Genomic DNA, 14420 nt, shown 5'->3' on the forward strand with positions numbered 1-14420 from the left:
AGGGTCGAGAGTCGTGAATGGACTCCTTGACTACGGTGGCCTCGACAGGGACGAGGGCGGGCTCGGGGCGATCGTTCTGCTGCACGGACTGATGGGCCGCGGACGCACCTGGAGCCGTCAGATTCCCTGGCTGCGCCGCTACGGACGAGTGTTCACCTTCGACGCCGCCTACCATCAGGGCCGGTTCGACGATTCGCGCCCGCCCGCGCCCGAGGACATCGCCACCGAGCGGTTCGTCGCGGACGTCGGAGAGGTGATCACCTGGATCGACCGCGGACCCGCGGTACTCGTGGGTCACTCGATGGGCGGGCTGCACGCGTGGTGCGCGGCAGTCGAGTTCCCCGAACTGGTGAGCGCGATCGTGGTCGAGGACATGGCGCCGGATTTCCGCGGCCGCACCACCGGCGACTGGGCCCCGTGGTTCGACAGCTGGCCCGAACGATTCGCCGGGCTCGACGAGGCGGTCGCGATGTTCGGAGACGTCGCCGGCCGGTACTTCTACGAGGCCTTCGACGACGGTCGCCTCCACGGCAGCATCCCCGTCTGGGCGGCGATAGCCGAGGAGTGGGGCACCAGAGACTTCTGGGCGCAGTGGGAGGCGGTCGACGTGCCCGCGCTGCTGGTGGAGGCGGAGCACTCCGTGACGCCGCCCGGGCAGATGGCAGACATGGCCGTCCGCGGCGGTCAGGCGCGGTACCCGCAGTCGGCCTATCTGCGAGTTCCCGGCGCCGGGCACCTGGTTCACGACGACCGCCCCGGCGTGTACCGGGGCGCGGTGGAGGCCTTCCTGTCAGGCCTCGCCGGCTAGGCAGAACAATCCGTCGTCGTTGACCTCGATGAGCCCGTCGACGAGCAGTGAGTCGAGCGCGCGGTCGCGCTGGGCGGGGTCGGCGGTCCACGCGAGGTCGAGGTGGGCTCGTTCGACGGGGCCGCGACCGCTGCGCAGCACATCGAGGAGCCGTCCGCGGGCCTGGCGGTCGGTGCCCTCGAACTTCTGGGTGCGACGCGGGGGACCGTCGTGGGCGGGTCGTCCGCGCGCCACCCAGCGGCAGCTGCCGAGCAGGGGGCATTCCTCGCACCGCGGGTTGCGCGCAGTGCACACGAGCGCCCCGAGCTCCATCACCGCGGCCGAGAACGTCGGCGCGGTGCCGTCGTCGGGCAACAGTGCCGCGGCCTCCGCCAGATCGCGCTTGGCGGGATTTCCGGCCTGCGCCCGGCCGTGCACCGCGCGGGCTATCACCCTGCGCACGTTGGTGTCGACCACCGGGACCGATCGGCCGTAGGCGAAGCACGCGACGGCGCGGGCCGTGTAGTCGCCGATCCCCGGCAGCGCGAGCAGGGTGTCGACGTCGTCGGGGACCACGTCGCCGTGCTCGGCGGCCAGGACGCCCGCGCATTCGTGGAGCCGCATCGCGCGCCGGGGATACCCCAGCCGGCCCCACGCGCGGACCACTTCTCCGGTGGTCTCGGCGGCCATCGCGGACGGAACCGGCCACCGCCGCACCCATTCCTGCCAGGGCTCGAGGACGCGCGCGACTGGAGTCTGCTGGAGCATGATCTCGCTGATCAGGATGTGCCAGCCGGGTATGCCCGGTTCGCGCCACGGCAGCGGTCGACGGGCACGGGTGAACCAATCGAGTACATCGCGCGGTGGCATACTTGCGCTCATGGAGAACTTAACCCCCGCGCAAGCATGGCAGGTCATCAAAGAAGGCAACGAGCGTTTCGTCGGTGGGGGGTCGATTCATCCGAACCAGAGTAGCGACCAGCGGGCCGCTCTGGTCTCCGGCCAGAAGCCGCACGTGGTTCTGTTCGGCTGCGGCGACTCGCGGCTGGCCGCGGAGATCATCTTCGACCAGGGGCTCGGGGACATGTTCGTGGTCCGCACCGCCGGCCATGTGCTCGACGAAGCGGTTCTCGGAACCATCGAGTTCGGCCCCGACGTTCTGAATGTTCCGCTGATCGTGGTGCTCGGCCACAGCAGCTGCGGTGCCGTCGGCTCGACGCTCGAGTCCCTCGACAACAACACCCTCCCGAACGGCTACGTGCGGACGATCGTCGAGAAGGTGATGCCGAGCATTCTGGCCGGACGCGCCGAGGGCATCGACGACTACTACGGGTTCATCGGCAGGCACGTGAAGGAGACGGTGCATCTGCTGATGGACCGCAGCCAGATCATCGCCGACCGGGTCGAGAAGGGGACGCTCGCCGTCGTCGGCCTCACGTACCGTCTCGAAGACGGTCAGGTCGAGATGGTCGAGGTGATCGGCGACATCGGCGAGTGAGCCCTCGGTCGGCGGAATCGACGACACGCCGGACGGCCTCGCTGCTCTTGACAGGGGAGCGGCGATACCGTTGAGGGCGTGATTGAACCGCAAGGACCACTGCCGCCCGAGGTGTATTGGCGCCGGCGCCTCGTCGCCGGCGTCGGGGCGGTCGTCGCGATCGTTGTGGTCATCCTCCTGATCGTCTGGCTCAGCGGCGGTTCCGACAGCACCCCCGACTCGAAGAACGCCGCGGCGAAGTCCTCGACCGAGCTCGCGGCGCCTTCGACCGCAGTGCAGAGCGCCCCGCCGAGCAGTGAGGCGCCCAGCGGCGGAGGCGAGCACGGCCAGGGCGGCGATCCGAGTGCCACGCCCTCGGCTCCCGCCCCCGCGCCCGCGCAGCAGTCCGACGCACCCGCCGCGGACGCGGGTGCTCCCGGATGCTCCGACCAGAGCCTGTCGGTGGTGCTCTACACGGACAAGCCCACATACACCGTCGGCGACCAGCCGGTCTTCACGATCGTCACCACCAACGGCGGACTCGCCGCCTGTTCGCGCGACGTGGGCAAGGCCGCCCAGAACGTCATCGTCCGCACGCTGGACGGAAGCCGGACGCTGTGGTCGGCGCAGGACTGCGCGCCGGACAAGGGCGTGAACATCCAGGTTCTTGCGCCGGGCCAGCAGGTCACCGACACCATCACCTGGTCGGGCACTACCAGCAATCCCGGATGCACCAAGAAGCGCGTCCAGGTGGCGGCGGGCGGCTACCAGGCCACCGCGAAGCTGGCCGAGCGTGAGTCGGCGCCGATCACGTTCAACTTCGTCGCTCCGGCGCAGGCACCCGCACAGCAGTAGCGATCCGACGTCAGTCGAACCGTTCGAGGCTGCTCTCGGCGAGCCGCGAGAGTCCCTCCCGGATGTGCCGGGCCCAGATGCTCCCGATGCCCTCGACCGACTGAAGATCGGCGGCGCTGCTCGCGAGCAGCGACTGCAGGGTGCCGAAATGACGGACGAGCCGGTCGATGTGGCCGAACTGCAGGCGGGAGATGCGGGCCAGTAGACGGTAGCCGCGGGGGCTCATCGCGGTGTCCTGGGCCTCGAGCGAGGTCGGGTAGCCGAAGGCCCCGGCCACCATCGTCAGATCGAGCAGATCGGCGTCCGAGAGCGACTCCACCGCTTCGAGTATCTGGCGCACCTGTTCGGTGCTGGCCGGCTCCGGGCTCGCGTGGTAGTCGCGCACCAGCAGTTCGCGCATCGTGTCGTTGTCGTTGATCAACTCCTCCAACTGCAGCGATACCTGCCTGCCGTTGACTCCGAGTTCGAGGACGTACTCGTCGATCTCGACCGAGACGCGTCGGACCATCTCCATCCGCTGGGCGGCACTCATCGCATCGCGCAGCAGCACGTAGTCCTCGATCTCCGCGCGCGAGAGCTGGCTGCTGACCTCGTCGAGGCGAGACTTGTATCGTTCGAGCGTGGTGAGCGCGACGTTGGCGCGCGAGAGGATGGCGTCCGGGTTCTCGACGACGCGACGCTGTCCGCCCACGTACACGCTCACGATCGACATCGACGCACTCACCGAGATCACCGGGACCCCGGTCTGGATGGCGGTCCGCTCGGCGGCGCGGTGCCGTGTGCCCGACTCTTCAGTGGGGATGGTGGGATCTGGCATCAGCTGGACGTTGGCGCGCACGATCCGTTTGCCGTCGTCGGAGAGCACCACGGCGCCGTCCATCTTCGACAGTTCGCGCAGACGGGTGGGGGCGAACTCGATGTCGAGGTGGAAACCGCCGTCGCAGAGCCGCTCGGTGTCGTCGTCGTATCCGAGGACGATCAGCGCGCCGGTGCCGCCGCGGAGGATGCGTTCGAGTCCGTCGCGAAGCCCGGTCCCCGGGGCCACGCGGCGGAGCGCGGAACGGATCTGCTCGGCGCGGCTGGACTCGGGGATAACGGTGTCGGTCACCTGAACTAGGGTAGCGGTACGTGAAGACCTCATTCGTGCTGCCCGCAGACATCGAGCCACTGTCCCGCGACCCGAAGGCGACGTCGCCCGGCCGTCGAATCAACCTGCATCACAGCATGTGTTTCGGATGCGGCGCCGACGCGCCGGTGGGCCTGCGAATCGACGTGATCGCGGGCGAGGGGCTCACGGTGTCCGCATCGATGAAGGTGGAGGACTGGATGCAGGGCGGTCCCGGCGTGATCCACGGCGGACTCCTCTCCACCGCCTTCGACGAGGTGATGGGAACCTCGCCGCTGCTGCTCCGCATGCCGGTGGTGACCGGGCACCTGGAGATCGACTACGCCAAGCCGATTCCGCTGGGCTCCACCGTGCAGTTCACCGGTGAGATCCTCGGGGGCGTGCGCCGAAAGGTCTACACGCGCGCGGTCGCCCATCTCGGCGATCCCCAGGAGCCCGTAGCCGCGGCGCACGGGCTGTTCATCGCCATCGATCTCGAGAAGCACTTCGCCGGATACCGCGATCGCGCGGTGCATCCCTCAGGGCATCAGAACGGGGCCTGAGCGTAGTCCGACCGCGCCGTCGCCGCCGACTGTGCCTCCAGGAGGTTGTTGACCCGGCTGATGCGGATTCCGCGCGGCAGATCCTCGTCCTGCGTTCCGGCGGGAATGATCGCGTGCCCGAACCCGAGCCGTTTGGCCTCGGCGACGCGGCGGCCCACCGACGACACACGGCGGACCTCGCCGGCGAGGCCGACCTCGCCGATCGCGACGGTCGACGACGGTACCGCGACGTTGTGGTGCGACGAGTAGAGCGCCAGGAAGATCGCCAGGTCGGCGGCCGGCTCGGTGACTTTCATCCCGCCGACGGTGGAGGCGTAGACCTCCTTGGTGCTGGCCTTGATGCCCGCGTGCTTCTCGGCGACGGCGAGCATCATCGCCACACGCGCCGAGTCCAGACCGGAGACCGCGCGCCTGGGCGAGGTCATCTGGGTGTCGTTGAGCAGCGCCTGGATCTGGCCGACGAGGGCGCGGCGGCCGTCCATCGCGACCAGGGCGGCACTGCCCGCGACATCGGACTCGTGGTGGTGTACGAAGATGCCCGACGGGTCGCTGACCTGATGGATGCCGTCGGACCGCTGCTCGAAGCAGCCGACTTCGTCGGAGGGGCCGAATCGGTTCTTGATGCCCCGGATCATCCGCAGCGACGAGTGGCGGTCGCCTTCGAAGGCCAGCACCACGTCCACCAGATGCTCCAGTGAGCGGGGACCGGCCACGGTGCCGTCCTTGGTGACGTGACCGACCAGGATCACGGCGATTCCGCTCGTCTTGGCGAGCGAGACCAGTGCGGTGGTGACCGCCCGGATCTGCGTGACACCGCCGGTGACGCCGTCGGTGCCCGTCGCGACCATCGTCTGCACGGAGTCGACGATCAGCAGGGTGGGCGCCACCGCCTCGACGTGTCCGAGCACCGTCGCGAGGTCGGTCTCCGACGCCAGGTAGATGTTCTCGTGCACCGCGTCGGTGCGTTCGGCGCGAAGCCGGACCTGGCCGGCCGACTCCTCCCCGGTGACGTACAGTGCCGTCTTGCCTTGCGCCGCCCAGTGTTTCACGGTTTCGAGCAGGAGTGTCGATTTGCCGACCCCGGGCTCGCCCGCGAGCAGGATCACCGAACCGGGGACCACTCCGCGGCCGAGCACGCGGTCGAACTCGGCGATGCCGGTGGGGCATGAGCCCACCGCTCCGGAGACCACCTCGGTGATGCGGACGGCCGGACTGGACGGTGCCACCGACGTGGTGCCGGTGCGTGAGGCGGCGGCCGCCGGCGCCGATTCGGCGATGGTTCCCCATTCGCCGCACTCGGGGCATCTGCCGAACCACTTCGCCACCTGGTGACCGCATGCGGAGCAGCGGAACACCGATCGGGTCTTAGCCATGTCTTCCCCTGTCCGCCGACGCGCTCGTCACCCGGTCCGTCCGGCCACGCAGACACTGTAGGCGACCGGTACGACAAGAGCGGCGCCCCGGGTCGAGTGACCGGGGCGCCGCTGTGAGGAGTTCGGTGCGGCTCAGTGCTCGCTCTCGCCCTGCACGTCGCGGACGACGTCCTGGCGCTCGTTGAGCGTGCCGCCGTCGACCGGGGTGTCGACGGTGGTCGACACGGTCTCGACCTGCTTGCCGCCCAGGTCGTAGACGGCGAAGTTGAAGGTGATCGGGACGGTCAGACCGGCGGCGACGGTGTCGCCGGCGTTGGTGAGCTCCACCGTCCAGCGGCTGTCCGCTCCGGCGGCCAGATCCGGATCCGAGCCGGACGGCTGTCCGGCCAGCAGGGCCTTTCCGGGGGCGATGGAGGCGGGGTCGCCGCCGGAGGTCGATGTCGGCGGCGTCAGCTTGATGTTGCCGGTCTTCGCCGAGACGCTCTGCAGCTTGACCACGCGAGTGGGGCTGTCGTTGGCGATGTTGAACGCGAGGGCGAACGGTCCGCCGTCGCCGAAGATCTGGTCGGCCTTCGAGACCGGGTACAGCACATGCGCATTGCGGATCGCGATCGATCCGTTCGACATCTCCTGGCCGTCGTACTCGGACGGGGTCAGAGTGATGGATCCGCTCGCGCCGTTGACGGCCGGCTCCTGATTCGCGGTCTGCGAGATCTTTCCCGCACCGCAGGCCGTGGTGCCGAGGGCGATCGCGATGCCGAGCGCGCCGACTGCGGCGGCCGAGGCCAGACGGCGGGTGGACCGATTGAGCACTGACACCATTTCCTCCGGGGTGGTCGTCGCGTTGTCCGCCGGTGATGCGAACTCTCACTACGCAGCGTAGTTGGCGAGGCCGGGAAAAGTTCGCCCGGGTCGCCAGATTGTCCCGATGATATTAGCGCCGGGCCGTTCGGTTCAGGCGTGCAACTGTGCTTCCCGAAGGTGGCAGGCGGGGCGCAAATACCGTCGTTCACCTGCTTGCACCTCGGTTGACCTGCACCGTTGGAGAAGGCTGTCGGCCCTCGCGTGTTAGACTGGTTACATTCGAAAGGGGCAGTGGACATTGAATTTCAAAGTTGGCGACACCGTTGTATACCCCCATCACGGTGCTGCTCGAGTCGAAGACATCGTCATTCGGACCATCAAGGGTGAAGAGATCGAGTACCTGGTCCTGAAGGTTGCCGACGGTGACATGACAGTTCAGATCCCGTCCAGCAAGCTCGATTACGTCGGTGTGCGCGACGTGGTCGGCCAGGAGGGTCTGGATCAGGTCTTTCAGGTGCTGCGCGCACCGCACACGGAGGAGCCCACCAACTGGGCCCGCCGATTCAAGGCCAATCAGGAGAAGCTGATCTCCGGCGACATCATCAAGGTGGCCGAGATCGTCCGCGATCTGTGGCGCCGCGAGCAGGACCGCGGTCTGTCGGCAGGCGAGAAGCGCATGCTGACCCGGGCCCGGCGCGTGCTGGTCGACGAGCTCTCGCTCGCACAGCACACCAACGACGCCAAGGCCGACAGCATGCTCGACGAGATCCTGGCTGCGGCGTCCTGACAGCAGGCAGTGGCCCGGTAGCCGCACTGATCCCGGCAGCGGGAAGAGGTACGCGTCTCGGTGAGACCGTGCCGAAGGCGTTCGTCGAGCTCGACGGCGTCACGCTGCTCGAGCTGAGCGCCTCGGCGGCACGCAGGTCCGGCGTCGTCGACGTCATCGTCGTGGCCGCACCTCCGGAACTGCTCGACCGCGCCGCGGCGCTCGTCCCGGACGCCGTCGTGGTGCCGGGCGGAGCCGAGCGGAGCGATTCGGTCCGGGCCGGTCTGGCGGCCGTGCCCGACGCGGAACTGATCCTGGTGCACGATGCGGCCCGGGCTCTAACCCCGCCGGCACTCTTCGCCTCGGTGGTCACCGCGCTCCGGGGCGGCGCCGACGCGGTGGTCCCGGGAATCGCGGTCGCCGACACCCTCAAACGGGTCGACGCCGACGGCTTGGTGCGGGACACTCCCGACCGGTCGGAGTTGCGTGCCGTGCAGACCCCGCAGGGTTTCACCGCACAGGTACTGCGCCGGGCGCACGACGCACAGGCAGACGCCACCGACGACGCCGGACTGGTCGAAGCCCTGGGCATCCCGGTTCGAGTGATCCCGGGCGACGCGATGGCGTTCAAGGTGACCACCCAGTTCGACCTGGCACTGGCCAGGCTCATCACCGCACAGGAGCACTGAGTGTCTGCGATGGACATGCGCGTCGGCGTCGGGACCGACGTCCACCCGATCGAGGCCGGCCGACCCTGCTGGATGCTGGCGCTGCTCTTCGACGACGCCGACGGCTGCTCGGGGCACTCCGACGGCGACGTCGGCGTTCACGCACTCTGCGACGCACTGCTCTCGGCCGCCGGGCTGGGCGATGTCGGCGCGGTCTTCGGCGTGGGGCGACCGGAGTGGTCCGGGGTCACCGGCGCGGCGATGCTCGGCCACGTCCGCGGCCTTCTCGACGAGGCGGGCTTCGCTCCGGTGAACGCCTCGGTGCAGATCATCGGGGAGCGGCCGAAGGTCGGGCCGCGTCGTGCGGAGGCCCAGCGGGTGCTGTCCGATCTGCTGGGGGCACCGGTCTCGGTCTCCGGCACCACCAGCGACGGACTGGGTCTGACAGGACGCGGCGAGGGCATCGCGGCGGTGGCCACCGCACTGCTGGCCCTCAAGTAGAATCGCAGGCCGTGACTCTACGCCTCTACGACTCGGCTGCCCGCGAGGTTCGCGACTTCGTTCCCCTTCGTCCCGGAACGGCATCGGTGTACCTGTGCGGTGCGACGGTTCAGGGCGTTCCCCACATCGGTCACGTCCGGAGCGGCATCGCGTTCGACGTGCTGCGGCGGTGGCTCGCCTACCGCGGGTTGGATGTGCTCTTCGTCCGCAACGTCACCGACATCGACGACAAGATCTTGAACAAGGCCGCCGAAGCGGGCCGTCCGTGGTGGGAATGGGCGGCCACGCACGAGAGGGAGTTCACCCGGGCCTACGACGCCCTCGGTGTGCTGCCGCCCTCGGCGGAGCCGCGTGCCACGGGCTTCATCACCCAGATGGTGCAGTACATGGAGCGTCTCGTCGAGCGCGGTCACGCGTACGCCGCCGACGGCAACGTCTACTTCGACGTGCGCAGTCTGCCCGACTACGGAAGCCTCTCCGGCCACCGGCTCGAGGACGTACACCAGGGTGAGAGCGCGGGCACAGGCAAGCGCGATCCCCGTGACTTCACGCTGTGGAAGGCCACCAAGCCCGGGGAGCCGTCGTGGCCGACGCCGTGGGGCGACGGGCGTCCCGGCTGGCACCTCGAGTGCTCGGCGATGGCGACCTCGCTGCTCGGTGCCGAGTTCGACATTCATTGCGGCGGAATGGATTTGATCTTTCCGCATCACGAGAACGAGATCGCTCAGAGCCACGGTGCCGGCGACGGCTTCGCTCGGTACTGGCTGCACAACGGCTGGGTCACGATGAGCGGCGAGAAGATGAGCAAATCGCTCGGCAACGTGGTCGCCATCCCGGCGATGCTGGAGCGGGCCCGGGCCGTGGAACTGCGCTACTACCTCGGGAGCGCGCACTACCGGTCAATGCTCGAGTACTCCGACGGCGCGCTGGCCGAGGCCGCGGCCGGCTATCGGCGTATCGAGTCGTTCGTGCGTCGCGTCGCCGAACGCGTCGGCGACGTCGAGGTCGGCGAGGTGAACGACGACTTCGCCGCCGCCCTGGACGACGACCTCGGAGTTCCGGCCGCGCTCGCGGCCGTGCACAACGCCGTCCGCGAGGGCAACACCGCCCTGGAGTCGGGCGACGGTGGCCGCGCGAGGCAGATCGCGGCGCAGGTGAGGGCCATGACCGCGGTCCTCGGGACCGATCCGCTCGACCCGCACTGGGCCGCCGAGGGCGTCGATGACGACGCTCACGCTGCGCTCGACGTGCTCGTCAAGGCAGAATTGGAGCGGCGGGCGCAGGCCCGCGCCGCCAAGGACTGGACCACCGCGGACGAGGTCCGCGACCGGCTCGCCGCAGCCGGCGTCGAAGTCACCGACACCCCCGACGGCGCCCAGTGGGCGCTCAAATCGAAGGAACACTGATGGCCGGAAACTCACAGCGTCGCGGGGCGACCAGGAAGGCCGGAAGCAAGAAGGGCCAGGTCGTCGGGTCCGGCGGGCAGCGCCGGCGCGGTCTCGAAGGCCGCGGAGCCACTCCGAAGGCCGTCGACCGCACCTACCACCCCGCTCACAAGAAGGCGAAGGCCGCGGCCAAGGCCGCGGGGCGTCGCAATCACCGCAAGTCCGAGGACGGCGGTCCCGAGTACGTCGTGGGCCGCAACCCGGTCGTCGAATGTCTGCGTGCCGGGGTGCCCGCCACCGCGCTGTATGTGATGACGACAGTGGACGCCGACGAGCGCGTCAAGGAGGCGGTGCACACCGCGGGAGACCGCGGGATCTCGATCCTCGAGGTCGCGAAGCCGGAACTGGACCGGATGTCGCCGAACGGGCTGCATCAGGGGCTCGCACTGCAGGTGCCGGAGTACCAGTACGCGCACCCGGACGATCTCATGGCGGATGCCCTCGCCGCGCCGCAGGCGCCGTTGCTGGTGGCGCTCGACAACATCACCGACCCGCGCAACCTCGGTGCGGTGATCCGCAGTGTGGCCGCGTTCGGCGGACACGGTGTGGTGATCCCGCAGCGGCGCAGCGCGGGGATGACCGCCGTCGCGTGGCGAACCAGCGCGGGCGCTGCGGCCCGGATGCCGGTGGCGGCCACGCCGAATCTGAACCGCACCCTGCTCGACTGGGCCAAGAAGGGCGCCCAGATCGTCGGACTCGACGCGGGCGGCGACGTCTCGCTCGACGACTACGACGGCACGGGCCCCACGGTGATCGTCGTCGGGTCGGAGGGCAAGGGGCTGTCGCGTCTGGTTCGCGAGAACTGCGACTCGATCCTGTCGATCCCGATCGCGGGCGAGGTGGAGAGCCTCAACGCCTCGGTCGCGGCAGGTGTGGTCCTGGCGGAGTTCGCCAGGCAACGCCGCGTCGGCTGAGTGCTGCGGGTCACGTCGTTCGTTCGGTTGAATGACGATTGCGTCACTCTGATTCCTACTGTTAAGTATTCGTTTACTAACGTGTAAGGAATGTTTGCTGAGGATTCCTTGCGGTCGATGTGGGCGCAGCTGCGTTCGGGGCGCCGTCTCGAGTTCTCGGGCCGTGTCTGGGCGCTCATCGTCGGAATCCTGGTCGGGTTCGTCATCCTGATCGAGGTCGTCGCTCGGGTGAACCACCTGCGCGGACCGCTGGATCTCCTCGCCACCGATCTGGTGGGACGGCCGCAGATCGGTGAGATCAAGATCGCGGGCATGCTGCTCGCGCTCGTGTGCATGCCGTCGCGGATGCGACTGCCCGTGGTGGGCGCGGCCGTCGCACTCGAACTCGCCTGGAACACGCAGCGTCTGATCGTCGGCAACGCCCCGACCGTCGGGAACGGCATCCTGTTCGCGTTGATCGGCACGGCCGCCTTCGCGGGATGGCGACTGCACGGGCGCGAGCGGGCCGGAACTCTCAAGGCGGTGGGCCTCGGGCTGCTGTTGATCGTGATGGGCCGCGTCGGCGACGTGTGGCTGGTGCTGTCGAGCCGGGCCAACCCGAACGTGCTCGACGAATACGTCGAACTCGCCGACCGGGCCCTCGGCAGCCCGTCGTGGGCGATCGGCTCGGTGGTCTCCGGCACCCCGTGGCTCACCGAGGTCCTCAGCAAGGTCTACGTGTACCTACCGGTGGCCGCGGCGGTGATCGCCTTCTTCCAACTCCGCAACAGCGCCCGCGACGGCTTCCCGCGGCATCACATCGTGCGGACCTTCCTGCTGATCGGGCTGATCGGTCCGGTGATCTACTTCCTGTTCCCCGTCGTAGGCCCCACCTACGCCTTCGGTCATGAGCTGCTGGGCGCGGACTGGCAGGACGTGTGGCCGCAGCAGTTGCCGGTGATCGGCGATCCCGCGGCGCACTACTACAACCAGAGCGTGGCACGGAACTGCATGCCGAGCCTGCACACCGCATGGGCGATGTGCATCTTCCTGCACGGATGGCGGGGTCCGGTGCTGTCGAAGGTGTTCGGCACGTTCTGGTTGATCTGCACCACCGGCGCGACCCTCGGCTTCGGCTTCCACTACGCGATCGACGTCCTCGCCGGAGCGATCTTCACCCTCACGCTCGAGGCGGCGCTCACCCGCCCCGAACTGGGCTGGTCGCGTCACCGGCTCGCGGTGGTCGTCTTCGGCACTGCGGCCTTCTCCGGGCTGCTTCTGGCCACGCGGTACCTGGCCGTCGAGATGTCCGACAGCGGCGTGCTCGGCGGGCTCGCGCTGATCGCCACCGTGCTCGCGGTGGCGGCGGCCTTCCTCACCGTGGAGATGCACCCCGGTCGCGATCGGATCCCGGCCGGCGAGATCCCCGCCGAGGCCGGCCCGATGGTGCGGAGGGGACGCGAATGGGCCGCCGCGGCGCGGACCTGGGGAAGCGAGGCCTGGTCCTCGATCACGCGCGAGGCGAAGAAGGCCGGTTCCACCAAGCTCTGAGGACGCTGTCGGTCGCCAGCAGTGCCAGCGCCACCCACACGATCGCGAATCCGATCCAGCGTTCGGGCGGCAGGTGTTCGTCGAGGATCAGCACCGCGCACAGCAGCTGCATGATCGGTGTGACGAACTGGATCAGCCCGACGGTCACCAGCGGGATGCGACGGGCGGCAGCGGCGAACAGCAGCAGCGGCACCGCGGTCGCGACGCCGGAGAACGCCAGCAGGCCGGTGTGCCCGACGCCGTCACCGAACGTGAGACCGGCCGGAGTGAATGCGACGACCACCAGGATGACGGCCGCGGCCGGCGCCAGTATCGCCGTCTCCAAGGTGAGTCCGTGAAGCGCGGGCAGAGTGTCGCCGACCTTCTTCTTGACCAGCCCGTACAGGGCGAACGACGCGGCCAGGGCCAGCGCCGTGGTCGGAAACACACCCGCGGCGAAGGTGAGGTAGCCGCCCGCGACCACGCCGACCGCCACCGCCGCCCATTGCAGTGGCCGCAGGCGTTCCCGCAGCAGCACCACGCCCAGGGCCACGGTGACGATCGGATTCAGGAAGTAGCCGAGGGCGGCGTCGCTGGTGTGGCCGGAGGTGACAGCTGCGACGTACACGACCCAGTTAGTGGCGATGAGCAGGGCGGCGGCGGTGACGCCGGCGATCAGCCGGGGTCGTCGGCGCAGCGGCGCGATCCACGACCAGTCGCGCAGCACGGCGAGAATCGCGGCGCACAGCACGAGCGTCCACAGGATGCGGTTGGCGAGGATCTCCCACGGACCGGCCGGGAGCATCGCGTCGAACAGGATCGGGAACAGGCCCCACAGCGCGTAGGCGCCGAATCCCGCGGCCACCCCGCGGGCGCTGTCGGCGGGTACGGGGGTTCTCACCGAGCGCGCACGTCAACGCCGGCGCGTGCGAGCGCGGCGCGGACGCGACGGGCGTGCTCCACCGCGCCGGGGGTGTCGCCGTGCAGGCACACCGAGTCGGCGATCACTTCCACCACCGTGCCGTCGATCGCCGTGATCCGTCCGGTCTCCGCCAGCTCGAGCACTCGCGCGGCCACCTCGGCCGGATCGGTGAGCAGGGCACCGGGCTCGGACCGGGGCACCAGCGTGCCCTCGGGGGTGTAGCCGCGATCGGCGAAGGCCTCGCGGATGACCGGCACGTCCGCTGAGCCGGCGATCCGTTCCACCTCCGATCCGGGCAGGCACATGAGGGGGAGGCCGGACGCGGCCGCCGCCTCGACGACGACGCCGGCCTGCGTCGTGTGATGCACCACCGCGTTGTAGAGCGCGCCGTGCGGCTTCAAGTATTCCACGGTGGCGCCGACGGATTCGGTGAGCGCCCGCAGAGCGCCGATCTGATAGACGATGTCGGCGAACAGGTCGTCGGGGGCGAGATCCATGAAACGGCGGCCGAACCCGGACAGGTCCGGGTAGGAGACCTGCGCGCCGATCCGCACGCCGGCGGCGGCCGCCTCGCGGCAGGTGGCCAACAGTTCGCGCGGAGTGCCTGCATGGAAGCCGCACGCGACGTTCGCGCTCGTCACCAGGGTGATCATCGCCGAGTCGTCGCCGACCCCCTCGCCGAGGTCGGCGTTCAGATCGATGACGCGAGAAGAGAGGCCCACGGTGTCAAT

Annotated in this window: 16 protein-coding genes; 10 read left to right on the forward strand and 6 right to left on the reverse strand. The window is 69.3% G+C overall.

Annotated elements, in window-relative coordinates; all coding sequences use genetic code 11:
• Positions 1-13: 13 nt before the first annotated feature.
• Entirely contained in the window at positions 14-808 is a 795-nt protein-coding gene (locus GSI01S_RS00375) for an alpha/beta fold hydrolase (RefSeq protein ID WP_006894256.1), read from the forward strand.
• On the opposite strand, the gene GSI01S_RS00380 is transcribed toward GSI01S_RS00375, so the two are convergent.
• Positions 791-1669: an iron-sulfur binding domain-containing protein gene (locus GSI01S_RS00380; protein WP_039866569.1), complete on the reverse strand. Its 879-nt coding sequence runs from the start codon at positions 1667-1669 to the stop codon at positions 791-793. The two genes, GSI01S_RS00375 and GSI01S_RS00380, sit on opposite strands and share 18 nt — an antisense overlap.
• Between GSI01S_RS00380 and GSI01S_RS00385 the strand changes: the two genes are divergently transcribed.
• Both GSI01S_RS00385 and GSI01S_RS00390 read left to right on the forward strand, forming a co-directional pair.
• Positions 1668-2285 (forward strand): carbonic anhydrase, encoded by a 618-nt coding sequence (locus GSI01S_RS00385; protein ID WP_006894259.1) that lies wholly within the window; start codon positions 1668-1670, stop codon positions 2283-2285. The two genes, GSI01S_RS00380 and GSI01S_RS00385, sit on opposite strands and share 2 nt — an antisense overlap.
• Before the next feature lie 78 nt (positions 2286-2363).
• Positions 2364-3119 carry a hypothetical protein gene (locus GSI01S_RS00390; protein ID WP_006894260.1) on the forward strand — a complete coding sequence of 252 codons (756 nt, stop codon included), beginning with the start codon at positions 2364-2366 and terminating at the stop codon, positions 3117-3119.
• A gap of 10 nt (positions 3120-3129) precedes the next feature.
• Here GSI01S_RS00390 and disA read toward each other — a convergent pair whose 3' ends face one another.
• Positions 3130-4227 carry a DNA integrity scanning diadenylate cyclase DisA gene (gene disA, locus GSI01S_RS00395; RefSeq protein WP_006894261.1) on the reverse strand — a complete coding sequence of 366 codons (1098 nt, stop codon included), beginning with the start codon at positions 4225-4227 and terminating at the stop codon, positions 3130-3132.
• 20 nt (positions 4228-4247) lie between these two features.
• Between disA and GSI01S_RS00400 the strand changes: the two genes are divergently transcribed.
• Positions 4248-4787 (forward strand): PaaI family thioesterase, encoded by a 540-nt coding sequence (locus GSI01S_RS00400; protein ID WP_006894262.1) that lies wholly within the window; start codon positions 4248-4250, stop codon positions 4785-4787.
• Here the strand turns inward: GSI01S_RS00400 and radA are convergent.
• Positions 4772-6160: a DNA repair protein RadA gene (gene radA, locus GSI01S_RS00405; protein ID WP_006894264.1), complete on the reverse strand. Its 1389-nt coding sequence runs from the start codon at positions 6158-6160 to the stop codon at positions 4772-4774. The two genes, GSI01S_RS00400 and radA, sit on opposite strands and share 16 nt — an antisense overlap.
• Positions 6161-6292: 132 nt before the next feature.
• Complete coding sequence (locus GSI01S_RS00410; RefSeq protein WP_051999574.1) at positions 6293-6982, reverse strand: copper chaperone PCu(A)C domain-containing protein; 690 nt, start codon at positions 6980-6982, stop codon at positions 6293-6295.
• Positions 6983-7262: 280 nt separating this feature from the next.
• Between GSI01S_RS00410 and GSI01S_RS00415 the strand changes: the two genes are divergently transcribed.
• From GSI01S_RS00415 to GSI01S_RS00440, 6 genes are all read left to right on the forward strand, one after another.
• Positions 7263-7751, forward strand: coding sequence for a CarD family transcriptional regulator (locus GSI01S_RS00415; protein ID WP_006894267.1), 489 nt, complete (start codon positions 7263-7265; stop codon positions 7749-7751).
• Positions 7748-8419 carry a 2-C-methyl-D-erythritol 4-phosphate cytidylyltransferase gene (ispD, locus tag GSI01S_RS00420; protein ID WP_039866632.1) on the forward strand — a complete coding sequence of 224 codons (672 nt, stop codon included), beginning with the start codon at positions 7748-7750 and terminating at the stop codon, positions 8417-8419. The genes GSI01S_RS00415 and ispD overlap by 4 nt, the downstream gene beginning before the upstream one ends.
• Positions 8420-8434: 15 nt before the next feature.
• The gene (ispF, locus tag GSI01S_RS00425) at positions 8435-8899 is read left to right on the forward strand and encodes a 2-C-methyl-D-erythritol 2,4-cyclodiphosphate synthase (RefSeq protein ID WP_039866633.1); all 465 of its coding nucleotides are present in this window, start codon (positions 8435-8437) and stop codon (positions 8897-8899) included.
• Positions 8900-8910: 11 nt separating this feature from the next.
• Entirely contained in the window at positions 8911-10305 is a 1395-nt protein-coding gene (gene cysS, locus GSI01S_RS00430; protein ID WP_006894271.1) for a cysteine--tRNA ligase, read from the forward strand.
• Positions 10305-11258 carry a 23S rRNA (guanosine(2251)-2'-O)-methyltransferase RlmB gene (gene rlmB, locus GSI01S_RS00435; RefSeq protein WP_006894272.1) on the forward strand — a complete coding sequence of 318 codons (954 nt, stop codon included), beginning with the start codon at positions 10305-10307 and terminating at the stop codon, positions 11256-11258. Before cysS ends, rlmB begins: the two co-directional genes overlap by 1 nt.
• Positions 11259-11348: 90 nt before the next feature.
• A complete protein-coding gene (locus tag GSI01S_RS00440; protein WP_233500115.1) occupies positions 11349-12788 on the forward strand; it encodes a phosphatase PAP2 family protein in 1440 nt (479 codons plus the stop codon).
• Here GSI01S_RS00440 and rarD read toward each other — a convergent pair.
• Complete coding sequence (gene rarD / locus GSI01S_RS00445) at positions 12748-13668, reverse strand: EamA family transporter RarD (RefSeq protein WP_006894275.1); 921 nt, start codon at positions 13666-13668, stop codon at positions 12748-12750. The genes GSI01S_RS00440 and rarD overlap by 41 nt on opposite strands.
• Positions 13665-14411 carry a 5-oxoprolinase subunit PxpA gene (locus GSI01S_RS00450; protein WP_006894276.1) on the reverse strand — a complete coding sequence of 249 codons (747 nt, stop codon included), beginning with the start codon at positions 14409-14411 and terminating at the stop codon, positions 13665-13667. Before GSI01S_RS00450 ends, rarD begins: the two co-directional genes overlap by 4 nt.
• Between the last annotated feature and the right edge of the window lie 9 nt (positions 14412-14420).

The organism is Gordonia sihwensis NBRC 108236, from assembly GCF_000333035.1.
GTDB lineage: Bacteria > Actinomycetota > Actinomycetes > Mycobacteriales > Mycobacteriaceae > Gordonia > Gordonia sihwensis.

Coding starts and splice junctions, on each gene's coding strand:
- GSI01S_RS00410 (WP_051999574.1), bottom strand. CDS start 6,982: ATGGTGTCAGTGCTCAATCGGTCCACCCGCCGTCTGGCCTCGGCCGCC.
- ispF (WP_039866633.1), top strand. CDS start 8,435: ATGCGCGTCGGCGTCGGGACCGACGTCCACCCGATCGAGGCCGGCCGA.
- GSI01S_RS00385 (WP_006894259.1), top strand. CDS start 1,668: ATGGAGAACTTAACCCCCGCGCAAGCATGGCAGGTCATCAAAGAAGGC.
- GSI01S_RS00380 (WP_039866569.1), bottom strand. CDS start 1,669: ATGAGCGCAAGTATGCCACCGCGCGATGTACTCGATTGGTTCACCCGT.
- GSI01S_RS00440 (WP_233500115.1), top strand. CDS start 11,349: ATGTTTGCTGAGGATTCCTTGCGGTCGATGTGGGCGCAGCTGCGTTCG.
- radA (WP_006894264.1), bottom strand. CDS start 6,160: ATGGCTAAGACCCGATCGGTGTTCCGCTGCTCCGCATGCGGTCACCAG.
- rlmB (WP_006894272.1), top strand. CDS start 10,305: ATGGCCGGAAACTCACAGCGTCGCGGGGCGACCAGGAAGGCCGGAAGC.